This window comes from Wolbachia sp. wLmal, assembly GCF_049435495.1.
Taxonomy (GTDB): domain Bacteria; phylum Pseudomonadota; class Alphaproteobacteria; order Rickettsiales; family Anaplasmataceae; genus Wolbachia; species Wolbachia pipientis.
Genome location: NZ_CP185405.1, coordinates 854297 through 879297, shown reverse-complemented (window position 1 = coordinate 879297; position 25001 = coordinate 854297). Strand labels below are relative to the sequence as shown.

General features: G+C 35.4%; 22 protein-coding genes, 1 tRNA gene and 2 pseudogenes. 18 read left to right on the top strand and 7 right to left on the bottom strand.

What is annotated here, in order from left to right; translation table 11 throughout:
• Positions 1–19 precede the first annotated feature (19 nt).
• Complete coding sequence (gene dnaG, locus ACEL90_RS04410) at positions 20–1768, bottom strand: DNA primase (protein ID WP_423348767.1); 1749 nt, start codon at positions 1766–1768, stop codon at positions 20–22.
• A 452-nt stretch (positions 1769–2220) separates the two neighbouring features.
• Positions 2221–2310 (bottom strand): annotated as a pseudogene (locus ACEL90_RS04405) (WPE palindromic element domain-containing protein); the annotation flags it as partial.
• Positions 2311–2505: 195 nt separating this feature from the next.
• Between ACEL90_RS04405 and ubiG the strand changes: the two are divergent.
• Positions 2506–3681, top strand: a complete 1176-nt coding sequence (ubiG, locus tag ACEL90_RS04400; protein ID WP_174515933.1) for a bifunctional 2-polyprenyl-6-hydroxyphenol methylase/3-demethylubiquinol 3-O-methyltransferase UbiG — start codon at positions 2506–2508, stop codon at positions 3679–3681.
• An 11-nt stretch (positions 3682–3692) separates the two neighbouring features.
• On the opposite strand, the gene ACEL90_RS04395 is transcribed toward ubiG, so the two are convergent.
• On the bottom strand, positions 3693–4115 hold the full coding sequence (locus tag ACEL90_RS04395) for a TrbC/VirB2 family protein (RefSeq protein WP_423348766.1): 423 nt from the start codon (positions 4113–4115) through the stop codon (positions 3693–3695).
• 139 nt (positions 4116–4254) lie between these two features.
• On the opposite strand from ACEL90_RS04395, the gene metG reads away from it, so the two are divergent.
• Positions 4255–5892: a methionine--tRNA ligase gene (metG, locus tag ACEL90_RS04390; protein ID WP_423348765.1), complete on the top strand. Its 1638-nt coding sequence runs from the start codon at positions 4255–4257 to the stop codon at positions 5890–5892.
• 33 nt (positions 5893–5925) lie between these two features.
• Here metG and ACEL90_RS04385 read toward each other — a convergent pair whose 3' ends face one another.
• On the bottom strand, positions 5926–6975 hold the full coding sequence (locus tag ACEL90_RS04385; RefSeq protein ID WP_423348764.1) for a hypothetical protein: 1050 nt from the start codon (positions 6973–6975) through the stop codon (positions 5926–5928).
• A gap of 117 nt (positions 6976–7092) precedes the next feature.
• A complete protein-coding gene (locus ACEL90_RS04380) occupies positions 7093–8544 on the bottom strand; it encodes a replicative DNA helicase (protein ID WP_015589094.1) in 1452 nt (483 codons plus the stop codon).
• Positions 8545–8651: 107 nt separating this feature from the next.
• Here ACEL90_RS04380 and ACEL90_RS04375 point away from each other — a divergent pair.
• The 4 genes from ACEL90_RS04375 to ACEL90_RS04360 all read left to right on the top strand — a co-directional run bounded on the left by ACEL90_RS04375 (position 8652) and on the right by ACEL90_RS04360 (position 10894).
• A tRNA-Leu gene (locus ACEL90_RS04375) sits at positions 8652–8734 on the top strand.
• Between the two features lie 24 nt (positions 8735–8758).
• Entirely contained in the window at positions 8759–9355 is a 597-nt protein-coding gene (locus tag ACEL90_RS04370; protein WP_015589093.1) for an RDD family protein, read from the top strand.
• A 347-nt stretch (positions 9356–9702) separates the two neighbouring features.
• Positions 9703–10377, top strand: a complete 675-nt coding sequence (radC, locus tag ACEL90_RS04365; protein WP_274979007.1) for a RadC family protein — start codon at positions 9703–9705, stop codon at positions 10375–10377.
• Between the two features lie 226 nt (positions 10378–10603).
• Positions 10604–10894, top strand: a complete 291-nt coding sequence (locus ACEL90_RS04360; protein ID WP_007549156.1) for a GIY-YIG nuclease family protein — start codon at positions 10604–10606, stop codon at positions 10892–10894.
• Between the two features lie 106 nt (positions 10895–11000).
• Here the strand turns inward: ACEL90_RS04360 and ACEL90_RS04355 are convergent, their stop codons facing one another.
• Positions 11001–14243, bottom strand: coding sequence for a UvrD-helicase domain-containing protein (locus ACEL90_RS04355; protein WP_423348763.1), 3243 nt, complete (start codon positions 14241–14243; stop codon positions 11001–11003).
• 81 nt (positions 14244–14324) lie between these two features.
• Between ACEL90_RS04355 and ACEL90_RS04350 the strand changes: the two genes are divergently transcribed.
• The 11 genes and pseudogenes from ACEL90_RS04350 (at position 14325) to ACEL90_RS04300 (ending at position 21980) form a co-directional block, all read left to right on the top strand.
• Positions 14325–15191, top strand: a complete 867-nt coding sequence (locus ACEL90_RS04350; protein WP_006280386.1) for a 4-(cytidine 5'-diphospho)-2-C-methyl-D-erythritol kinase — start codon at positions 14325–14327, stop codon at positions 15189–15191.
• Between the two features lie 3 nt (positions 15192–15194).
• On the top strand, positions 15195–15551 hold the full coding sequence (locus ACEL90_RS04345; RefSeq protein WP_423348762.1) for an Mth938-like domain-containing protein: 357 nt from the start codon (positions 15195–15197) through the stop codon (positions 15549–15551).
• 1 nt (position 15552) lies between these two features.
• On the top strand, positions 15553–16362 hold the full coding sequence (locus tag ACEL90_RS04340; protein WP_423348761.1) for a metal ABC transporter permease: 810 nt from the start codon (positions 15553–15555) through the stop codon (positions 16360–16362).
• A gap of 174 nt (positions 16363–16536) precedes the next feature.
• On the top strand, positions 16537–16674 hold the full coding sequence (locus ACEL90_RS04335) for a hypothetical protein (RefSeq protein ID WP_341820248.1): 138 nt from the start codon (positions 16537–16539) through the stop codon (positions 16672–16674).
• A 5-nt stretch (positions 16675–16679) separates the two neighbouring features.
• Positions 16680–17672 (top strand): DNA polymerase III subunit delta, encoded by a 993-nt coding sequence (gene holA / locus ACEL90_RS04330; RefSeq protein WP_423348760.1) that lies wholly within the window; start codon positions 16680–16682, stop codon positions 17670–17672.
• Positions 17673–17841: 169 nt separating this feature from the next.
• Positions 17842–18084 carry a hypothetical protein gene (locus tag ACEL90_RS04325; RefSeq protein ID WP_423348759.1) on the top strand — a complete coding sequence of 81 codons (243 nt, stop codon included), beginning with the start codon at positions 17842–17844 and terminating at the stop codon, positions 18082–18084.
• 62 nt (positions 18085–18146) lie between these two features.
• Positions 18147–18875: a Fic family protein gene (locus ACEL90_RS04320; protein ID WP_423348758.1), complete on the top strand. Its 729-nt coding sequence runs from the start codon at positions 18147–18149 to the stop codon at positions 18873–18875.
• A gap of 29 nt (positions 18876–18904) precedes the next feature.
• On the top strand, positions 18905–19135 hold the full coding sequence (locus ACEL90_RS04315) for a hypothetical protein (RefSeq protein WP_423348757.1): 231 nt from the start codon (positions 18905–18907) through the stop codon (positions 19133–19135).
• Between the two features lie 146 nt (positions 19136–19281).
• Positions 19282–20067 (top strand): 4-hydroxy-tetrahydrodipicolinate reductase, encoded by a 786-nt coding sequence (gene dapB / locus ACEL90_RS04310; RefSeq protein ID WP_423348756.1) that lies wholly within the window; start codon positions 19282–19284, stop codon positions 20065–20067.
• Entirely contained in the window at positions 20064–20822 is a 759-nt protein-coding gene (gene pstB, locus ACEL90_RS04305) for a phosphate ABC transporter ATP-binding protein PstB (RefSeq protein WP_423348755.1), read from the top strand. Before dapB ends, pstB begins: the two co-directional genes overlap by 4 nt.
• Positions 20823–20900: 78 nt before the next feature.
• Positions 20901–21980: pseudogene (locus tag ACEL90_RS04300) on the top strand (IS3 family transposase).
• A 123-nt stretch (positions 21981–22103) separates the two neighbouring features.
• On the opposite strand, the gene prfB reads toward ACEL90_RS04300, so the two are convergent.
• A protein-coding gene (gene prfB, locus ACEL90_RS04295) for a peptide chain release factor 2 (RefSeq protein ID WP_423348754.1) occupies positions 22104–23208 on the bottom strand; the annotation gives its coding sequence in 2 pieces (ribosomal slippage) (positions 22104–23132 and positions 23134–23208; 1104 coding nt in all).
• Positions 23209–23361: 153 nt separating this feature from the next.
• Here prfB and mgtE point away from each other — a divergent pair.
• A complete protein-coding gene (gene mgtE / locus ACEL90_RS04290) occupies positions 23362–24732 on the top strand; it encodes a magnesium transporter (protein WP_423348753.1) in 1371 nt (456 codons plus the stop codon).
• Positions 24733–25001: the final 269 nt, after the last annotated feature.

Below are 25001 nucleotides of genomic sequence, written 5' to 3'. Positions count from 1 at the left end.
TTGACTAACGAGACGATATCTACTTTTCAATAAACTCCATTTGCATTTCTTGTATACTGCTTTCTATTTGCTTTATTTGTTCTATCAACCTTTCCTCTAAGTCAAGATTACCGCTCAGCCTCGCTTCGGTTCTTTCTTTCCGTAATGCATTTAACTCTTTTAGTAACACTATATTATTCCACACAATTTCTGTAGATTTTCTCTCGTTCAGTTGGCTATTTAGTACACTAGTTTTTTCAAATACATACTTTATAACGTTAAACTGTTTCAATTCTTGTAACAAAGCCTCTTTATCGAGTTTGCTTTTGTTACTTATTACATCAATTATACGCTGTTGTAATCTTTTCATCTCATTAGTAAATTCAAAATGAGAAAATTGCTCAAAAAATATAGGACGGTTCAAGATTTCAGGAAATTCTACGGCTATACGCAAAATTACGGCCTGATTTTGCTCTGCTTCAATTAGCTCTGGAGATTTGTTATGAAGATACTCACCTTTTGTTGCTCTAGTTTTACTATTAAAAATCTGTTTTTTGAAGCTACTTCTTAGTTCACTAGCCTTATTGTAAAAATAATCTCTGTAATACCTTCTAATACTGCTGTTGCTAATAGTATTTACATATTCCATGAACTTGTGCTCAAGAATTGAATATTTTTCCGGAGCAAGTTTTTCATAATTTTGCAAATTGCTATCGATTATGTGATGCCATAAATATTCAGAATGAAGTTTTGTTGAGTGATCAAGCGCAATCAATACGTCTTCTTTCTTGTATTCCAGTTCGTTACATATATCGTATGGATCTTTATTACTCGGCAAAGTCACAAATTTTAACGTGTATCCAGGCTCTAATATTGGCAGAGCAAGTTCTGCAACTCGAGTAGCAGCATGACGTCCAGCACTATCGCCATCCATACAGATGGAGATTTCTTTAGCAAATCTCCATAGATTTTTTATCTGCTCTGCAGAAATTGCGGTACCAAGCGGAGCAACTGCATTACTAATTCCTGCTTGATGTAGCGCTATAGCGTCCATATATCCTTCAACAACGAGTATGTGCTGTTTTTTACGTATTTCGCTTAAAGCAAAGTTTAATCCGTATAAATTCTCCCTCTTCTTGAAGAGCTGACTCTCTGGACTGTTTAAATATTTCGGCTGTTGCTCAGAACTTAGCGCACGTCCGCCAAAACCAATAACTCTCCCTGCAATGCTCTGTATAGGAAATATCAGCCGGTCATAAAAATAATCATGAAAATTTTTGTTTACTAATCCAATATCAATTAAAATTTTGTCTTCAATACCTGAAGAGTTTAAATACTCTTTCAAACCAGAGCTTGGTGCATAACCTATCTTAAATTTATCTATGATTTTAGGTGAAATCTTACGCTGCTTTAAATAATCTACAACGCCCTGATTTTTTTGTGCAAACCAATTTGCAGCTAAATCAAGCACTAAAAATAGTTTATTGTTCTCTTTTGTAATACTAAGACTTTTGGGCAGTTCAACACCTGTAACCGATGCTAATTTTTCCAATGCTTCTTTAAAGCTTAATCCTTCAGTTTGTGAAATAAATTCAAATGCATCACCACTAGCTAAGCAACCAAAACAGTAATATAACCCCTTAGTATTGCTCACCGAAAAAGATGGGGTTTTTTCGTTATGAAATGGACAGAGCCCAACAAAACTATCTCCTCTTTTTATTAATCTGACTTTTTTACCTACTAGGTCGGATAATAATAATTTTGATTTTATAATATCTATATGATCCATCTTGTTAAATTAGTAGTAGGATAAAAATTATATAGAATTTATACACATCTGACTCGAAATTTATTTCTATAACTAAAGCAATTTAGATTTACCGACAATGTAGCTATACAAATTCAAGAGCAATCCTGTCATCCAGGTAGCCCACAGAAACAAAAAACTTCCTTGACAAACCTCGCCAGCGCCCTTATCATGAAACTGAAGCTATTTATTTATCTTCTCTGTACAGATTAAATGACAAAAAAACTCACGTATCTGGCGTCTCATGTTTAATTTTTTGCACTATGTGCACCTTATGTCTTTATCAAATTTTCCGGGTTTTGACCTACACAAGCTGAAATACGCTATTTAAAACATTAAAAAACGCCAACTTAAAAAATGGATAGTGAATAACTAGCTACCCTAGGGTTTCTTTTGCCTTTTTTTTCGTTTGGTAAATTTCTTAATATTTATACAGAAGGTGTCATTCCAGTGCTTGACACTGGAATCCAGTTCTTATTATACAGCTATCTGGTGTACTTATTTAAAATTAAGTTTTCTGGATCTCAGTGCCAAAGCACTGGGATGACACCCTTCCTGGCGGAGATTATTCTCAAATCACAATGTTCGTACAGTTGTGGAATGAATTGCGGTATGACGTAGGAAAACCTTAGCTATAGCTTTAGAACTCCCAAAAGGTCAGAAGCATTGAATGACTTGACAGAAAGTTCAAACCCATATAAAATGTCCTTGTTTCTTATATGTTAGGTATAGTATCAATTGCCTCAGATCATGCTGGTTATGAATTAAAATCAGAAATAAAACCTTACCTGGAAGCCCTAGGTTACAGAGTAGTAGATCAAGGCTGCACTGCTAAGCAAAAGTGTGTAGATTACCCAAACTATGCTGTTAAAGTTGTAGAAGATATAACAAGCAAAAAAGCAAATTATGGGATATTAATTTGTGGTACAGGTTTGGGCATGAGTACTGTGGCAAATCGTTTTGAAGGAATCTACGCTGCTTTATGTAACAGTGTTGAGATCGCAAAATTAGCTCGCGAGCATGGCAACGCAAATGTACTGTGTCTTGGTGCAGGGTTTACTGCGAGTGGATTAGCAAAAGACATAGTCAAACAATTCCTCGAAACAGAATTTTCAAAAGAAAGCAGACATAAAAAACGCCTTGATAAACTCAGCAATATAACCTCTAAGAAAAAAAAAACAAAAACTTATAACGAAGATGAAATATCAAAATTCGCTAAAATGGCAGGCCAGTGGTGGGATGAGAACGGCAAATTCAAACCATTGCACATAATGAATCCTGTTAGAGTATCTTACATTATTGAGAAAATAAAAGAGTTAAAAAAATGCAATTTGAAAGAATTATCATTGCTTGATGTTGGATGCGGTGGTGGCATTTTGTCAGAGTCAATGGCACGCGTTGGCATTAACGTTGTGGGAATAGATGTATGTGAAGAAAACATAAAAGTAGCGCATTCACATGCAAAAAAAGTAGGGTTAAATATAGAATATATACATACCAGCATTGAAGAGCTAAGCAATGACAAGAAGTACGACGTGGTTCTGTTGATGGAAGTAGTTGAACATGTGGATAATTTAGAGCTTTTCATGAAAAAAGCGATAGAACTGCTAAAACCGAATGGGCTGATATTTATATCCACAATAAATAGAACTATCAAATCCTTCTGCCTTGCAATAATTGGTGCAGAGTACATATTAAATTGGCTGCCAAAAGGTACACATAACTGGAATAAATTTCTCAAGCCGTCAGAAATTGCAAATCACTTAAGAGAAAATAATGTAACGCTGCAAAACATGGCTGGCATGGAGTACAACGTAATAAAGCGTGAGTGGAATCTAACTAAAGGCGTGGATGTTAATTATATACTCTGCGGTTTGTTAGATTTAACTCTATAAAAGCACCATTTTCACTTCCAATACTTTGAAGGATCTTGGCCAGCTTTTATACAGTAGCCTTTATTAGTTAGCGCCCAACCGGAACGACAAGCATAACCTGTACCTACACGTTCATATCCAGGAGCAGCAACACACTTTCCATTCTCCAAGGTTTGACCTTTAAAAAGACAACAAACTTCTTTTTCTGTTACCTTTGTTACAATTTGAGGAGCACCAAAAAACACAGCAACAAACATACCCAGTGCGAAAAGTGCAGGCCAAGGCATTCTGCCAAATATTGCAAGTAAGCTTGAACCAATTATTACCACTGTAATCATTGGTCCACCTATTACATTACACATTACATCTGTTGCTCCATCAGCGTGTGCATCAAATGCATAGAAAACTATAAATAGAATTACAAGAAAATTTCTCATTGTTCTTTCAATAATCATGCCTGATTGTTTCTTATTTTAATAAAATTTCAGTAAATAGCTTTTTTCAAAAATTATGCTTAACCCAATCAATATTTATTTATTACTGCCTTTTTAATACTATAATTAACTCAGTTGATTTTTATCAAAATGCTAAACCATGGAACAATTCGAGAACTTTTACATCACCACGCCAGTATATTACGTAAACGATAAGCCGCATATTGGTCATGTATACACTTCTCTCTTGTGTGACGTGGTGGCAAGGTTCATGAAACTAGCTGGGAAAAATGTCAAATTTACCACTGGTACAGATGAACATGGACAAAAAATAGAAAAAGCAGCTAAAGCAAAGGAAATGCAGCCAAAAGAATTTACAGATGAAGTGAGCGTTTCATTTAAAGAATTGGCTAAGTTCATGAATTGTGAGTATGACGATTTTATTCGCACTACGGAGGAACGTCACAAAAAAGCAGTTATAGCTTTATGGAATAGACTTGAAGAGAGAGGGCAAATATATTTGGATTCCTATTCGGGTTGGTATTCAGTTCGTGATGAAGCATTTTATCAGGAGTCAGAGCTGATAGATGGCAAAGCACCAACAGGTGCTGAGGTCCAGTGGATAAAAGAAAAGAGTTACTTTTTTCGCTTATCAAACTGGCAAGAAAAATTACTGGAACTCTATAAAAATCAGCCAAGTTTTATCTTTCCTGAGAGCAGAAGAAATGAAGTGATATCGTTTGTAAGATCAGGGCTCATTGACCTCTCAATCTCTCGCACTAGTTTTAACTGGGGAATAAAAGTACCAGGTAATGACAAACACGTAATCTATGTCTGGATAGATGCATTAACCAATTATCTTACATCAATAGGTTTCCCTAGTACTGAAGGTGAGGAATATAAGAGGTTTTGGGCGGAACCAGAAACACAGATTCCAGTGTCAAGCACTGGAATGACACCAAACCAAGGGAAAACGCAGATTCCAGTGTCAAGCGCTGCAAACCTAGCTGACAACTCTTTCAACGTTCATGTAATCGGTAAAGACATATTGCGCTTTCATGCTGTATATTGGCCAGCGATTCTCCTTGCAGCAGACCTGCCACTGCCAAAACAAATTGCAGTTCATGGTTGGTGGTTGAACGAGGGAGAGAAAATATCCAAGTCCCTTGGTAATGTCATAGATCCAATTGGCCTCGCTCAAGAGTTTGGTGTTGATCAGCTACGCTATTTTCTCCTCAGGGAAGCAAGCTTCAGCCAAGATGGCAACTTTAGTAAGAAAAATATGATCAGCCGGATAAATTCAGAACTGGCAAACAACATAGGCAATTTAGTACAAAGAACAATTTCATTTTTACACAAGCAATGTTCTGGAATTGTACCAACAATCGATCAAAGCCTACTTAAAGGTGAAGAAAGTCTTCCAGGTTGCAAAGCTATACTCGATCAAGTGATGAATCACCTATCAAAGTATGAATTTAACCATATCATACTTCTAATCATCAACATCTCTTCTGAAGCAAATGCCTACATAGACAAAAGTGCACCTTGGACATTAAGCAAAACCGATAGAGTGCGTATGAACTTAGTAATCTACAAATTACTAGAATATATCAGGATAATAGGCATTTTATTGCAGCCAATCGTTCCCAAGTCAGCAGAGATGATACTAAATCAACTGCAAATTCCGAAAGAACAACGAGATTTAAAATCTCTGTGCAACGCATGCGTAAGCTTAGGCATTACGCTGCCTAAACCTACGCCGGTTTTTTTGAGGGTTGATGCTAAAGAGGAGAAATAGTTTTTACACTATTTCTCCTGGATGGGATTATCTTTAGTTAACGACGGTGCACACCGCTGTCTGCGTATTCAAGCTAGTGGTAAGTGCCTTAATTTCTTTAGCAAAATATGGTTTAGTAACATTAGCATCTATCACTACTACTTCAGTCATTGCCGACTTAGCCTTTCCTAGGCTCCGCGCAAACCAGCCTTGACCATTTTCTTCTTTAGTTGGCTGACTTTCTGGGCTAGAAATCTCAATACCTTTTTCATCACCAGATTCTGCATCATAAAATGCATCCTGATCCTCAGAAAGACTCATTAAATCACTTTTAGCAGCATCAACATTTAAATGATCAGGTTGCTTAGGAACGTTATCAATATTTAAATAATCCAAACTATTAGCTCGTTGCTTTTGCTCACTGGAAAGAACCTCAAGATTTAAATAATCCAAACGAGTTAGTTCTTGCATGCTAGGTTTAGATCCATCTTCACGCTTAAACTGCTCTTCCGGACTAGAAACCTTAGTACCATAAATCCTACTGTACAAGCTGCTTCCAACGCTGTTAAGTGCTCCTCTTACAGATGTAATTGACGCATCATAAGTATTTTTCAAGCCACCTCCAATACCACTAAGTGTTCCTTTTGTAGACTCAGTTGATGGCGCATAATTATCGTAAGCATATTTGCCAGAATACAAGACACCATTAACTGCTTCTTTTGCAGACCAAACAGCGCTATTAACTGTTCCTTTTGCAAGCTGAACAGTGCCATCAGCAATTGCCACTCTTAATTTGTCTTCTTCTATCTTTTTATTTTTTTCAGCTAGTTGAGTTTTTTGCTCAGAAATTATTTGCTCTTGAGCTTTTATTTTATTTTTTAACTCAGAATTTGTTTTGTTCTTACTAATCGCTTTACACGAAAGTGCAATAGCTACAGCAGAAAATACAGCACCACCAATAATAAATGGCAGGCCAACACTTAATGCTGCAACTGGAGCTAAGAAACCAATATAAGGAGCTGCAGCAAACACTTCAGATGCTAATAAAGTGAAAGTAGCCAAAGCTCCAGTTATATAATAGGGTACATTGTCTTTACTTATCATGGTGATTCCTCGCGTATTAAAAATATAATACCATTATAAAAGGATTTTAAGAAGTTGTCAAGCTATCTTTACATAAAAATAATTGATAAACTTGGGAACAAGAAGATTGCTGCCAAGCTATGAACTATGCCTTTCCGTGTAATCCTTAAATGCACCTCTGTTAGAGTCAAAATATAGCTTCACACTGCCAATTGGTCCATTTCTCTGCTTTGCAATAATGAGCTCTGCAATGTTTCTAATTTTTTCCATTTTCTCTTGCCATTCCCGATGTTTATTGTTTCCTTCATTTGGCTGTTTTCTTAGTTCATAATACTCTTCTCTATAGAGAAACATTACTATATCTGCGTCTTGCTCTATGCTCCCTGAATCACGTAAATCAGAAAGTTGTGGTTTTTTATCATCCCTCTGCTCAACAGAACGAGAGAGCTGAGATAGTGCAACAATGGGAATATTTAGCTCCTTTGCAATTGCTTTCAAACCCTGCGTCACTTCCGAGATTTCTTGCACTCTATTTTCATTACTCCTTTTTGTTGTTCCTCTGATTAGCTGCAAATAATCAATGAATACCACTTCTACATTATATAATTGATACAGCAAGCGTATTCTGGTGCGAAGGGCACTAATTGATAGCGCAGGGGTGTCATCTATGATGAAAGGCAGTTCAGATAATTCTGTACTAGTATTGATAAATTCATGCAATTCAAAATCACTAATTCTCCCGGTTAATGCCTTATAATAACTAATTCCTGAATCTATAGTGATCAGCCTTGCAGTTAATTGCTCTGCTGACATTTCAAGCGAGAAAAACGCTACATAGTGTTGCTTATCTGCTCTTTTTTGCAACATCTTACAAGCATTAAGTGCGATGTTTAGCGCCAATGCTGTTTTACCCATAGAAGGCCTTGCAGCTAAAATTAATAAATCAGATTTTTGTAGACCACCAAGAAGCTGATTTAGATCTTGAAGTCCGGTTGTAACGCCTAGCGCTTCTGGATTATTTTTCAGTGTGCTGATCTTCTCAACTACATCTTTAATTGAACTTGCAAGTTTTATATATGTTTTCTCACCTTGTTTTTTTACTGCCAAATTGAACAATTTTGTCATTGCTTGTTCAATTTGCGCCTGTGCAGGATTTTCAATATCGTAGTTGTAGCTATCACCAACTATTTCTTGCCCGAGCTTGATTAAACATCTCCTTAAGTAAGTATCACGGATTATTCTAGTCAAACTATAAATATCAAGTGCAATACTTGCCTTCGCTGCAAGCTTTGCTAAGTACTCTACCCCACCACACTCGGTAAATGCTTGGTCGTTTTCAAAAAACATTTTAAGGCTCAGTTCATTGGCAACTATGCCATGTTTTCTGGTTTTAGATATTTGCGTAAAAATACTTTGATGCAGTGGATCATAGAAATTTTCTGCTGTAATTGTGTCTTCAACTGCATCACAGATTCTATTATCACGAATCATTGCACCAATAAGCATCTGTTCAGCTTCTAAATTATGCGGTAATTTACATATTTCCTTATCTACACTTCTTGAACTGAGGAGATTGGCTAATTCATTCATTTTAAGTTTTGAGAGTAACTGTTGATTATTGTAGAATATTTAGTTTTGATTTGAAAGACATATAAAATTTGACTAATTCCGTGTTGCCTATAGCATTAAAACTTAATGCCCCTGTGGTGGAATGGTAGACACGGCAGACTCAAAATCTGTTGCTTGCAAAAGCATGCTGGTTCAAGTCCGGCCAGGGGCACGTTAAATATTGGAAAGTATATATATGTTACATAAATTTTTTAATCGTTTATTTTCTATTTTTTCTTCTATAAATGTTATTCAAAAGGTAAAGAAAGATGAAAATGGGATATGTTATGTAACGGGCCTCAGGCGCTATATATCAGTATTGCTTGATTTGATTATTATCGTTTTGTTCTTGCAGTTTTGCAGCCAAGCCTTAAATCAGCTCTTTATGAACTCAGAGGATAGCAAAATATTAAGTCAAATTGCTGCAAAATCCCCAATGCAAGCACCACTGTCTGCGGAAGAAAAGACAACGCAGAGTAGACTTATAAAATTACTAATCCTAAATCAAATAGTCCAGTTTATTATGCTCTTTTGCTATGTAATATATATGTGGGTAAAGTTTGCTACTACACCTGGAAAACTATTATTTGGGCTTAGAGTTGTGGATGCACAAACTTTCGAAAAGATGACCCTAAAACAAGCAACAAAGAGATTTTTTTCCTTTATATTGTCAGTTGCACCATTGTTCTTGGGCTTTTTATGGTCAAATTTCAACAAACGCTGTCAAACTTGGCACGATAAGATCGCAGGCACAGTGGTTGTCACGAGTAAAAGCCTTAGAAGGCAGAGCTAAAAACTACTTGACACCCTTCGCCAGCCCCTTTATCATGGTACTGAAGGTATTCATTTATCTTCAATCTGTGCAGATTAAACGACAACAGCATTACGTATTGGCGTCTTATTTTTAATTTTTTGCACTATGTGCATGCACTGGGATGACACCTCTGGGCACTGCCGTCGTGAAGGAACCAGTGTCAGCTACTCGGATGACAAAGGAGGACAGTGTCTCAGCTACTTTCATGACACCATTTGCTGTCTTTTAAAATGAGTGTTCTTGCAATTGTGCGTCATGCGCTTTATTAAATATTTTACTTAAAAATCTAATTTCTTATTATACAAGAGATAAGCAATTCATTGATGATGAAAAATTACAAAAAGGGGCATAGAAAGCGCCTAAGAGAGAAAATTATTTTAGATAATGGACAATCATTACTTGATTATGAAGTTTTAGAGCACATTTTATATTCAGCATATAGTAGAATTGACGTAAAACCGGTGGCAAAGAGTTTGATAGAAAGTTTTGGCAGCTTAAATAAAGTTTTTAATGCTGACCTGGAAGCGCTGCAAAACGTTGATGATGTCAGCAATGCAGCGATATCTGCCATCTTTTGTGTAAAACAAGCCTTTGTTCGTTCTGCAAGAGAAGAAATAAAAAACCTGCCTGTAATCGATAACTGGGAAAAATTGCTTGATTATTTAAGAATAAGTATAGGAAGCCTCAATAAGGAAAATTTTCGTGTCATCTATATTAATAAAAAGTATCGTCTAATAGCGGAAGACCTGCAAAATATTGGTACAGTAGATCAAACTCCTCTTTATGTCAGAGAGATCATCAAGCGCGCACTTTTGATTGGTTCAACATCCATTGTAATATCTCACAATCATCCAAGCGGAGATACACAACCTTCAAATAGCGATATATCTCTCACTAGACAACTAGCAGAAGCTTGCCAAAGTATAGGAATAGAATTAATAGACCACATTATTATTACATTCAGTAGCTATTTTAGTTTCAAGGAAAATAGGTTGTTGTGAAAGCCTTTATAGCTACAGTAACTTAGATTTACCGACAATCGTCATTCCGCTACGTGTTAGCGGCTAAGAGATACCGTGAATGAATCGCGGTATGACGTAGATTGCTGTCATCCCGCTACGTGTTAGCGGGATCTATCCGCGGTGGTATGACGGTAAGATTTATTGTGGCATGATGGTGTAGTATAATGTTGATAAACCTCAGTTACTTTAGCTATAAACGATTAAGATGAAGTTATCATATATCTATATACTTACAAATAAAGCTAATAGCACATTATATATTGGTGTAACTGCAAATTTGATCAAGAGGATTTGGGAACACAAAAACAAAATTGTTTCAGGTTTTACATCAAGATATAATGTAAATAAACTTGTATATTTTGAAGAGTTTGAAGATATAAGTTTAGCTATTGCAAGAGAAAGGCGCCTGAAAGAATGGCCAAGGCAGTGGAAAATTAATTTGATCAATCAAAAGAATCCTAGCTGGGTTGACTTATATTACTTAGCTTTAAGATAGCTATGCTGAGATCCCGCTAACACGTAGCGGGATGACGAGAAAGGAGTGACGGTATGACGGTTCGCGGTGGTATGACGTAGTAGCTATTTCTTGCAATCAAGTTTCGTTAAAAGTCAGATTGAATGGTTAAATCTTCCACCCAAATAACCACGCACTCTACTTGCTTGTTTGGATATATTTCTTGTACTAAGGTTTTATAGATTAACATCTGTTTTTTTATTTCATTTAATAAGGAAACAGAAACGTTACGGTGTGATTTGTAGTCAATTATGATTGCTTTATCTTGCGTTATGCATAGCCTATCTAGTCGTACTAATACTGACTTGCCATCAATTGTTCCACTCAGTGTAATCTCTGATTTGCCTTCCAAGTCAAACAAATAGCCATATTTTTCATTAAAGGCTAATATTTTACTGTAAATTTCATCCTTATCTTCGCTGATGTTATCAAGGTATTTTCTGACCCAATTTTTTCTCCTTTCTTTTTCTATCTTGGGCATATACTGCAATATGCTGTGAATAATCAGGCCTCTTGCATAACCATCTGTCATCCCAGTGCTCTTTTTTTTGTCATTCAAGTAGCTAGACACTGGCTTTTTTTCTCTAGGTTCCAGCGTTACGTGCTGGAATGACATTGATAGGTTTGGCGGAAGAGAAATGACCGGAACGTCAAAGTAATCACGTTTTTTATAAATGTAAGGGTAGTTTGCATTCACGCATAATACTTCAACTTTTTCTTTAAATATTGGCTGTAAATCCCTTTGTTTCTTTTCATATGGTTCTCCATACTCAGTGATTAGATCATACCAAGAGCTCTTTTGCACTGGCTCTTTACTTAAGATGTATAACTCATCTTCAGCACGTGTGAGTGCTACGTATAATAAACGCAAATATTCATTATAATCCTCTAGTTTTTTCTCTCTTTTTACTTGATCACAATAAGCATTGTTGTTTTTTCCACACCAAAATGGCACTTCCATTCCATCAAAGATGATACTTTCATTGCTTCTTGGCACCGTATTTGTATCAACCAAAAATACTATGGGAGCTTGCAGACCTTTTGATTTGTGAATCGTCATTATTCGCACAGCATTGCGTTCTGATTGCATATCATTCTTAATCTCTGGGTTATTCTCCTTGATCCATTGAACAAATGCTTGAAGAGATGGGTTTTTAAATTGCAACACAAGGTTCATAAATTCGTCTAGAACCTCAAAGCACTCAAGACCTAGCCTTGCAGCAAATTTCTTCTTACCTGTGCACAATATATGTGTAAATAGTGCAAGAGGAGACTCTATGCGAGATAAGTTAATGAGATAGTTTAATTCACTATAGATAACCACAGAATAATCCTGAATTCTTTCCCATAGTGAATGCTCTTTATGGTCGTATGCAATGTTAAATAAATCATCCTCGGTGAAATTAAATAGCGGTGATTTTAAAGCATTTGCAAGAGCTAAATCATTTGCTGGAAGGAGCAAAAACTCAGCCAAAGCTATTAAGTCCTGCACGGCTATATAGTCCATAATTCTAAAATAATCTCGGCCTACAACTGGCACATTTGCTTTTTTAAGTTCGCTTATTATGTAATCAACTAACACGTTTCGTTGTCGCACCAAAATCATAATGTCTCTTGGCTCTATATGGCGATCTTTAGCGACTAAAATTCGCCCTTCATTTAACCAATTGTGAATTCTGTTGGCTATTGTTTGAGCAAGTAATCGGTCTGCTATTATATAATTTTCCCTGCATGTCAGAGGAATTTGTAAAGCTTGCTGTTCTTTCTCTTTGCGCCTTGGTAACGCTGGCCAAATTTCAATATATCCTTGGTCATTTTCTCTATGTGGAACATGTTTTATTTCATTATCATTAAAAGATATTTCTGCGCGGAAGTTATTAAATATTCTATCTACAAGCATCAAAACTTCTGGAGTTGAACGAAATGACTTTTCAAGTTGGCATGATATCCAATCTCTACCACCAGTTTTCGTATGAAAGTATTGTTGCATATAGTTGAATAGATGGGGATTTGCTCCTTGAAATCTGTATATGGATTGTTTTACGTCACCAACTACAAATAAGGTTCGCTTTTCATCATTACCGGCAAAAAATTCATCGCAGAGATTTGTTATAATTTTCCACTGACTGATGCTATTGTCTTGTGCCTCGTCAACAAGGATGTGATCTATTTTTTGATCTAAGTTAAACAATACCCAATCTTTATGATCTGGGTCGCTGAGAAGATTTGTTGCTAAGTCAATTATATCATTGTAGTCAAGCAGTGCATTTTTTGATTTTTCGCTACTGTATAGATCAACATATACTTTAAATATACCAAGTAAGCTACTGGTTCTCTTGAATATTTGATAAGAGTTCATGTCTCTTATATGAGTAAACACTACATTCTGAACGTTCTCTATTATTTGCTCTGCATCTTTGAATTTCTCCAAAATACTTTTTGTTGCAATGGATGATATGCTCTTTTTTTCGTGCGATTCTGATTTTAGAAATACCTTGGCTAGGTTTTCTATTTTGGTGTCATTCCACTTTATTCCGGTATCATCCGAGTAGCTGACACTGGTTCTTTTTTTCTGGATCCCAGCTGGGATGACAGTAGAATAAAGTATTTCACTATAACTCTGATCTCTTTTACTGCCTTCACTTAATATCTCGGCTAGTCTTCCCACGTGCTCAATTGTTTCACTCTGTAAGTCATGAATTTCATCTGGGGCGCTCAATTTATCTTTGATATATTTCGAATCATTTGCTGATATCGATCTTTTTATACATAAAGTATAAAGCAAATCGCGTAGTTTATTTTCATCAATTTCAGTTGCAATAAGGTTGATATCATCCTGCACAGTTTCGTTATGAAGCACTTTATTGAATATGATGGAATGTAATTCTTTGCATTCGCTCAGCGTGCAATTTGGAGCAATGCCAGCTTCTATAGGAAAGCTGGAGATTAATTTGTAACAGAAAGCGTGTATGGTTTGTATAGTTAGACCAAGATTTTCCAGTTCAGAGAAAAGCCTTCTTGCTCTTGTTAAATAATCTTTATTTTTTCTGGATCCCAGTGTCACGCACTGGGATGACATTGGAAAGAAATCCAGTTGTTCTAGATCTGCTGCCAACACACTATCTGAACATATTGCCCACTTACTGAGTATGCTGTGAATGCGATTCTCCATTTCGTTTGCTGCAGCATTGGTGAATGTTAAGCAAAGAATATTTCTTTTGTTTTCTAATAAAAGTCTCAATACTCTGTCTATTAAGATTTTTGTTTTGCCTGTACCAGCGGACGCATTTACCCACACAGAGAAATTAGGATTTATGGCATTTGATCTCATCAGAAGTGCGAGAACCTTATAAAAGTTGACTATAATAGCATTATACATATAATGTAAAAATAGTGTTAGTGAAGATATATAATGAAAAGTTTTTGTGTAAAGGCGCCTGCAAAAATCAATCTTTTTTTGCATGTTGTAGACAAAAAAGAAACAGGGTATCACTTGATTGAAGGTTTATTTGTCTTTGCTAATCTCTCTAATTTTTTGGAAATAAAAGTAGGTGAGAAGGATTCTAGATACGATAACTCTACAGTTGAATTTATAAACTCCGAGTCTAAAATAAATAACCAATATAACACTGTAATGAAAGCGGTTAATCTGCTGCTTAGGCATGCTCCTGTACGCACTAAAGTCACTGTAAAGGTTGTAAAAAACATACCAATTGCTGCAGGACTTGGTAGCGGATCCTCAGATGCTGGAGCTGTGGTACGTACGCTAGGGAAGCTGTGGGAGATTGATAGGACGATTTTAAATGAAATAGCCTTAAACGTTGGTGCTGATGTTCCCGCAAGCGTAGATAGCAAGCCAGTTTTTGTTAGAGGTATTGGCGAAGAATTATGCCACATTAAAAAATTCTCTTTACCTACAAATGTGGTGCTTGTGAAACCGAAAAAAAGGTTTTTGAGTACACCAGAGGTATTTTCCAAACATGAAGGAAAATTTTCTGAGCCAATTAAATGGAGCGATGACGCTGAAAAGGATTTGTTGAAGCTTCTTAAAGAGACGAGAAACGATCTTCAAGAAATAGCAATAAGCTTTGTACCTGAAATTAAGGATGTGATATCAACACTTGAGTCACAAGAAGGCTCTATACTTTCTCGCATGTCAGGCAGTGGTGTATCATGTTTTGGAATATTCGATAGTGAGGAAAATGCAAAAGCTGCTGCAGTTAATATCGGAAAAAAGCAACCAGAATGGTGGGTATGTGACACTCAATTAATAGTTTGACTTATGCCCTTAATTTCCGAGAATAAAAATCTTATAAATGGTTACAGGGAAGGAAGATTTTTGGTAAACAATCAAGAATATTATGGCTCAATTATAATTTTTCCTGAAAAGGTGATAAAATTGAAAGAAAGTGATATAAACAGCAAGGAGTATTTTGAATCTTTTTTAACAGAAGAAATAGAAATTTTGTTAATAGGTACTGGTAAAACACGCAATATACCAAGTTCTTCAGTGAAGTCCTATCTTATGGAACAAAAAGGTTTAAATTTTGAATTTATGACAACAGGTTCTGCATGCAGAACCCATAACGTTTTAATATCCGAAGATAGATTTGTTGTCAGTTATCTAATAGCCATATAGCATGTTTGAAATGTTTACCCAGGACTTTTTCATCAATAGTCTAGTTGCAGTAGTTGTAATTAGCCTAGTAACAGGCGCTTTAGGATCGTTTATGATATGGCAAAGGTTATCTTATCTTGGTGATAGTTTGTCCCATTCTTCGTTGCTCGGTGTTGCACTTGCTTTAATCTTTAAGATTAGCCCATCGCTTAGCATAATGCTCATTGCAATTACATTTGCTATGCTACTTTCTCTTAATTTTAACAGATTATATTCTGCTGATACGATATTGAACATTGTTACCAATGTAGTTTTATCATCGAGTTTAATACTTATGTCTTTTCTTCCATCTGGCAATAATAGTATTACTAGCTCACTGTTTGGTGATATATTAACGCTCGATCAAAGTGATATAGTATTGATTTTTTTAACCTCTGCAGTAGTTACTTTGATATTAATATTTAGATGGCGTTATTGGTTAATGATTTCAATTAATCAAGATTTAGCAGTAGTTGAAAAAATTAATGTTACCTTTGTTAGACTAGAATTTTTAATCACTTTTGCTATATTTATAGCAATTGCTGCCCAACTAATAGGAATATTACTCATTGCTGCATTTTTGCTAATACCAGCAGCATCTGCAAGGCTCATTTCGAAAACTCCAATGCAGATGATTATTGTTGCAACAGTTTTTTCTGTGATCTCTGGGATATCAGGTCTCATGTTATCTGCAAGTTTTGATTTGTTAACTGGACCTGCAATTATACTTGTTGCAGCGGTATATTTAATTATCGCTTATTTTATAAGGCTAGTATTAAGCAGGTTGGCTTAATTTTGATCTCGAATGTTAATAATTTTGTAGTATACTCATTATAAAACATCACTATCTTAGCACAAAATAGTTTTTGCTATACTGTTACTTATATGCTAATGATAAGTTGTTAGTTTTATGGAGTAAGCAATATGAGCAAAGAAGGATTTTTTTTCCGAATATATATCTCAACCTGTGAAAAAATTTTATAATTATATTACAGGAAAAACAGAAGAGTCAGATGATGTAGCAGGTGATGTGCATAATATTGCACAAGGAGACTCAGAGTCTTTGGATACTCATGTACAGTCAAATGAGAATGATATCATATAGATAGCATGAGGGTCACACCATCCAAAGTTAAAAAATTCCTAGAGAAACCTGATGCTTTACGTGGTGTGTTAATTCATGGAAGTGATAACAGTAGGGTTGATTTTTATGTACAAGAAATAATTGCTAATTTGGGTGAGTATTCAGTTCAGGTGATGGGTTTTGGAATAGTGAATAAGTCACCCAGTTTACTGTTTTCTGAATTGGCAAACGTTTCGATGTTTACCAGCAAAAAATTAATTAAGCTGATAAATGTGAGTGGAGGTATATCCAAGGAGTTAAAAAATGTATTGGATTATAACGCAAGTGGTCATTATGTAATGATGGTAGCAAATGATCTTCCATATAATTCTGCGACTAAAAGTTATATGGAGAGTTCAAAAATTTTTGGTGTGATTGCTTGCTATAAAGACAGCAACAGCAATCTTTATGATATTATATCAAGTTACTTAAAACAAAATGATATAAAATGCACAAATGAGATAATCTACCATTTGCAATCTTACTTTAATCATAGCAAGCTGCCTATATGTTCAGAACTTGAGAAGTTAGTTTTGTACTTAGGGGAGAGAAAAGACCTAAAACTTACTGATATAGAATTATGCTTTTCAACTTCCGGCAACGACTATGCTACACTTGATGATCTATGCTCTGCCATAGCAAGTAAAGATATGTCGCGCTTCATTAGAATTTCTGATGCATTGATATCGCAAGAAAATTTTTCACCGATAGCGCTAATTCGCATTATATCAAATTATTTCCTACGCCTTGAAAACGTTTTGCTGTCAGTGCAAGGTGGAATGAGTGAGCAGGCTGCGATTGATCAGCTAAGCCCTCCATTGTTTTTTAAACAATTGCAGAGTTTTAAATCTCATTTGAAAAGTTTGCAACTTTCAGAACTTAAGAAGATCTTGGAAAAATTGATAAGCTTAGAAATTACCTGTAAAAAAACTGATTTAGATCATAAAATGATTTTTCAACATGCACTGACGGGTAGCTGACTACTCGGATCCAGCCTTTCTTATAATTTCATCAAAATGTTGTATTTTAACATAAAATAGCTGCTTTTATGCCTACCAAAATTCATTCTTTAGTGTGTGTCTCACAAGTATTCTTTGCTAATAGGATATTTTCGAATATAATTGAATATAACTAGATAAAAATACAGATATGTTTGACATTTCAAAAATTGTAATAACACCTGAAATGTTAAAATTAGTTGCTGAAATTGATGAATTTAAAGGAGCATGGCAATTGTTTGGTAATTTAGCTCCAGAACGTTTACAAATGCTCAAGAAAATTGCAACAATTGAAAGTATTGGTTCTTCTACTCGTATTGAAGGGCAAGATTATCAGACCGTGAAGTTGAGCAATTACTATCCAAACTTGATACACGCTCATTTCGTTCTCTAGATGAACGAGAAATAGCTGGATATGCGTATGTGTGTGAAGAAGTATTTCAAAACTTTAACAAGATGCCATTTACAGAAAACACTATAAAACAGTTTCACATCTGGCTTTTACAATTTTCATATAAAGATCAAAGGCACATGGGAGAATATAAAAAATTCCCCAATCATGTTGAAGCGTTTGATGAATCTGGAAAAAGCTTGGGCATAGTTTTTGAAACAGCCTCTCCATTTGAGACAGCAACACAAATGCAAGAACTTATTTATTGGACTAGCCAGCAATTAGAGGTGAAATCGTTACACCCTCTATTAATTATTGGCATTTTTGTAGTTACTTTTTTAGCTATTCATCCCTTCCAGGATGGAAATGGCAGATTATCACGCATTCTCACGACTTTCTTGTTACTAAAGTTAGGGTATATCTATGTACCTTACAGTTCCCTTGAAAGTAATAAGGAGAGTTACTACTTAGCTTTGCGTCGTACTCAACAATCCTTGAAGACGAGCAGCTATGATTTTAATCCATGGCTTATATTCTTTTTAAGGTCACTACAAAAGCAAAAATTTCATCTTGAACAAAAGGTGTCACATGAAAAAGTGTTAAATCTCTATTTACCACCACTTTCTGCTAAAGTATTAGCACTACTCAGCAAACATGGATGTCTTACAATTAAGGATTTGGAAAATATTACTAAAGCAAACTGCAATACCTTAAAGAAGCACGTATCTAATCTCGTAAAGAGTAATCACATCACTCAGCATGGAAAAGGCAAAGCAACCTGGTATGTAATATAGAGCTCAATAGGATATGTATTCATTTTGAATTGTTAAATTATTCAGCTATAGAATATAGATCACAACTGTACAAACATTGTAGTTTGAGCCCACTAGATCCCAGTGCCCTATTCTTGTCATCCCAGTGCCTTCTCCTGTCATCCCAGTGCCCAGACACTGGGATCCAGAAAAGTTTGCTTGTAAGCAAGCAAATTAGCATAGAAAGTGGTTACAACGTTTTCGATGAGATTGCAGAAAGGCTAGATTCCAGACTGGAATGACATCGTTCACTATGTACCATATTGCAATAGTTGTGGTCAAGGCACTAGGATCTGAAATTGCAGTGTTCGTACAGCTATAGAATATAGATCAGAAGTGACAGAGCTTAAAAAAAGGCCTAACATTCTTAATAAACGTAAAAAGCTTTATGAAAATCAGAGTTGGAGTAATAGGCTGCTTAGGCAGAATGGGCAAAAAAATACTCAATGAATTAATTACAAATACCAAAGTGGAAATAGCAGGTGCTGTTGCCCGTTCAGGCAGTAAGTACATAGATTCAGATATTGGACCAATTATAGCCAATCTAGGAATTAAAGTTACAAGTTCTATTAGTGGCATATTTGAGTCATCTGACGTTGTAATAGATTTTACAACTAAAGAATGTATGTTAGACTGCCTTAAAGCAGCTGTAAAATTTAAAACACCGCTGGTTAGTGGCACAACTGGAATAGAAGGTGTCGATTTGAAAGAATATGCTGCTGAAGTTCCAATATTATGGTCAGCAAATATGAGTGTTGGGGTTAATGTGTTGCTGAAATTGGTAAAAAAAGCTGCTGAGCTTTTAGGTAATGAATATGACGTTGAGATTTGGGAAATGCATCATAACTTAAAAAAGGATTCACCATCTGGAACAGCTATAGAACTTGGCAAAACAATTGCTAACGCTTCAAAAGTGGATTTTCAGTCCAATCAATATTTACATAGTGGTTCAAACATAAGGAAAAAGGGGGGAATAGGTTTTGCAGTATCTCGTGGAGGTGGAGTAATAGGAGATCACAGCGTGATGTTTGTTAATTCTGGTGAACGGATAGAACTAAACCACAAAGCAATTGATCGCACAACATTTGCTAGAGGAGCTGTTCAAGCAGCAGTATGGCTATACGAAAATAAAAGAGAAATTCCGGGGCTCTATTCAATGCAGGATGTGATATGAGCAATACACGTGCCTCTGTTAAAGATTTAAATCTCTGGTACGGCTCTAAGCAAGTTTTATTCGATATAAATTTGAATATTTATAAAAGAAAAGTTACTACTTTTATCGGACCATCCGGGTGCGGTAAATCAACATTTTTGCGTTGTTTTAATCGTATGAATGACTATGTACCAGGTTGCAAAACTGTTGGTGAATTAGATATCGATGGGCTGGGTGATATATATTCACGCGATATGGATGTTGTACTACTTAGAGCAAAAGTTGGTATGGTATTTCAAAAGCCAAATCCTTTTCCAAAATCAATATATGATAATGTTGCTTGTGGGCCAAAATTGCATGGTATGGCAAAGGATAAGCAAAAATTGAATGAGATGGTGGAAAATAGTTTAACCAAGGTTGGTTTATGGGAAGAATTGAAGGACAGATTGCAAGATAGCGCACTCAATTTATCCGGTGGCCAACAACAGAGGCTATGCATCGCTCGCGCAATTGCAGTGAAGCCAACTATTTTATTAATGGATGAACCGTGCTCTGCTCTTGATCCAATGGCAACCAATGCAATCGAAAATCTTATACAAGAGCTGAAATTAAGATTTACTATAATTATGGTGACTCATTCAATGAAGCAAGCTAAAAAGTCATCTGATAGTGTAATTTTCTTTCATAATGGCAGAATTGTTGAGTCTGGAAGCACTCAAGAAATATTTGAAAATGCTCAATCTCCCTTAACAAAGGAGTATATCCTGGATCATTAAATTTCTGACCTTACCCAGAAAAAGTGGAGAGAAAGAAAGGAGTTTTTTTGGGTAAAATAAAATTTTGGAGGATTAGAAATGGTAAGAGAATATACAGCAGAATTCAAATTGGAAGCTGTTAAACTGGCAAATGAACAAAGAAAGGTAGGTCAACCAGTTGCAAAAGTAGCAAGAGATCTAGGAATAAGGGATAGTGTATTAGGAAAATGGATGAAGAAATATAACGAAAAAAAGTCAGCGGCAAATGCATTTCCAGATGTAGCACCTTATGACAAAGAGAGGTTTGATTTACAAAGCAAGAGTAACAAGGGAAAGAGACATTTAAAAAAAAGCCCTGGCCAGTCAAAAAGAGTAAAATATTTTTTATATAGTAACTGCTATAAAGTACAGGAATTATGTAGGATTTTCTGCTAGTGGCTACTATAAGTGGACTACAAGAAAAATAAGCAGTAGAGAATCAGCAAATAAAGAGCTACTCGAAGCTATTCAAAAAATATATCAAGTTTCTAAATGTAGATATGGAGCTCCTAAAATTCATGCTGAATTGAAGGCTTTGGGTAAAAGTTGCAATTTGAAAACGGTGCAAAGTATTATGCAGAAAAATGACATCAGGGCTATACTGAGAAGAAAGTTTAAAATTAAAAAACAACAAACAGATAATAGAGCTGTAGCTCCCAATATATTAGACCAAAACTTTATTGTTGATCAACCAAATAAAGTATGGGATTACTTACATCAAAACCAAGGAGGGATGGCTATATTTGGCAGCAATAATTCTCACGTATGGTAGTTAATGAGTAGTGCAATAAATAAACAATTGGTTATGAACTCTTTATTAATGGCCATTAATAGGCGTAAACCTGTTAAAAATCTACTGCTGCACAGTGACCAAGGTTCACAATATACTGCGCAAGGGTATCAATATCTCTTAGCTGTAAAGAATATAGATGAGTAATAAAGGCTGTTGTTACGACAATTCTGTTGCAGAAAGCTTCTTTAGCTCATTGAAAAGAGAAATACTTATTGATACTTCACAACACTCTGCTCAACACACTAGAACTGCAATATTTGAATACATAGAAATTTTTTATAACAAACAACGTCACTATTAACTATTGCATTCCTGCACAATTTATTCTCATGATAAAAACGTCTTAACTTTCTCTCTACTTTTTCTGGGTAAGGTCACTTTTCCACTGATCATATTTAATCGCCATAACTTTACTCCTACTTTAACAATATTTTAATTATCATATATTATGGCAAGAAAGTCAACCCTACCTAATTTTGCTTAGTAAGCACACTAACTATGAAACAATCTATATTACCATCAAAAACAGAATTTATATTGCCCACTTCATGTCCGGTTCTTAAATCCTTCACCATTTGATATGGATGCATAACGTACGATCTGATCTGATTACCCCAGCCTATATCGCATTTTTTACCATACTCTTCAGCCATTTTCTGTTCTTTTTTTTCCAGTTCAATTTGGTATAAACGTCCTTTAAGTAATTTTAACGCCTCATCTTTATTTCTATGTTGAGAACGACCATTTTGGCATTGAACTACAACACCAGTTGGAATATGCGTAATGCGTACTGCACTTTCAGTTTTGTTCACATGCTGACCGCCTGCTCCAGAAGCTCGGTAGGTGTCGATCTTTAGATCCTTTTCATCCACAGCAATATCAATTGAATCTTCGATCACTGGAGTTACTCCTACACTTGCAAAACTGGTATGACGTTTACCATTTGCATCAAATGGCGATATTCTAACCAGCCTGTGAATTCCACTTTCACTTTTTGCCCACCCATAAGCTTTTTCTCCAACGATTTTTATCATTGCAGACTTTATACCAACTGACTCTCCTTCTAATTTTTCTACAACTTCAACTTTAAAGTTGTGATAAATTTCTGCCCACCTTATATACATGCGCATCAGCATTTCAGCCCAATCATTGCTCTCGGTTCCGCCAGCTCCTGAGTGGATTTCTAAAAAGCAGTTATTATTATCTGCTTCACCAGTAAATAAGGACTCTGTTTCTTTATACTTGATTAATTTCTCTAGCTTAGCTAATTCATTTTCAACTTCAGAGAAAAATTCTTCATCATTTTCATCAATAGCAGACTTCATTAAGCTGATGGCATCGTTGTAATCGCTTTCCAGCTTTAAAAACGACTCTACGTCATTCTTAATTTTAGAACGTTCTTTTAAAACTTCTTGTGCTTTTTGGTTATCTTGCCATAGGTCATCATTCGACGCTTGGGAGTCAAGCTCTTCAAGACGCAACTTTAATTTTTCTATGTCAAAGACACCTCCTGATAAGAGAAATACTTTTATTTAAGCTTTGAAAGCGTTCAAGAATTTCTGGATAAGTTTTCATTATACTTTAGATTTTAATATATTTACTATCAATAACAATAACAGTAAACAAAATAGAAATTTAACCATATGATAGTTAATTTAAATAATTTCATTATACTTTAATGTTTAAGGAAATCAAGCGCGTATATTTATTAAAAAACAAGGTAAAGTAATGAATATTGAAATAAGTTCCCATTATGGTTTAGACAAAAAGGCTATTGATGACTTAATAGAGTCACTTGATAACGAGGAGCTAGAGAATGTTCGTAATATTGTAAAAACGATAGACAGTGTTCAGTTAGCTTATTTTTTATCTACTTCGATCAGTGATCACAGGGAGAAATTAGTTAATATCCTCGATCAACATTTGTTAAGTGATGCCCTAGTGCATGTAGTGCCAGATTTACAAATAGAGATCATAGAAACATTGGGAATAGAAAATACAGCAAAGTTACTAATGCTCCTTGATGTAGAAGATATAGTAACCATAGTGAAAGATTTAGATAGAAAGTCTGTAGAAAATATACTTTACTATTTGCCCAGCAAAACTCAGAAATCGGTAGAGGAGTTGCTATCATATCCAGAAGAAAGTGCAGGAAGGTTAATACATAAAAATATGGTTATAGCTCCATATTATTGGACAATAAATCAACTGACAGAATTTGTGTGCAACTATAAAAAAATACCAGAAAAATTTCACCAGATATTCATTATCAACTCAAAATTAGAGCCTATAGGCAGTGTTAATTTAAATAAGGTAATATCTCACTCAGGAGACACAATAATAAAAGAGATAATGGATCATGACATAAAAATCATTAAAACTGGAATAGACCAAGAGGAAGTAGCAAGAATATTTAAAGATTACTCCCTATTATCGGCTCCGGTAGTAAATAAGAATGGTAAAATTATTGGTGTGATCTTAATTGAAGATGTGATAAAAGTTGTTCAACAAGAAACAGAAGAGGATGTACTCAAAATAAGCGGTGTATCTTCTAAAGCCGATATAAATGCCCCTATACATAAAACTATAATTAAAAGGCTACCTTGGTTACTGTTTAACCTCTTAGCTGCAACAATGTGTTCCATAGTAGTTGGCTTTTTCGATGATGTAATAAAAAGTTTTATAGTGCTGCCAATAATCATGCCGATAATTGCATCAATGAGCGGAAATGCAGGATCCCAAACAGTAACGCTAACCATCCGGGCAATCGCAACAAAATATCTAACTGAGCAAAATGCAAAAAGAATACTGATGAAAGAATTTTTAATAGGTCTTATAAACGGGGTGATCTTATCTACTATTTCATTAGTAGTGTTAGCAATAAGGTTTCACAACTTCAAAGTGGAGATGATTTTTGTGGTCTCCATGATCATGATGTCAATTATTGCAACGTTCATCGGAACTTTCATTCCTATAATGCTTCATCGCTTAAAGTCTGACCCTGCCGTTTCTTCTTCAATCCTAACATCGGCAACAACTGATATTCTCTCAGCTTTTATATTTCTTGGTTTAGCTACGATCTTTTTATTAAATAGCTAATACTATCTATAGCTATACCGCCGCGAACCGTCATGCCGCGATTCATTCGCGGTATCTCTTAGCATAGATTCCGCTAACAAGTAGCGGGATGACGAGAAAGGGGCTACTTGGATGACATTCTTCCTGGTGTGCCCAAATCACAATGTTCGTACATCTGTGGATTTATTCGCGGTATAGATTCCGCTAACGAGTAGCGGAATGACGGTTTTTCCATTGAATTTTACTCCATTTTCTGCATCAGGGTTTAATAAAAGGTAAAAGTAATTTCT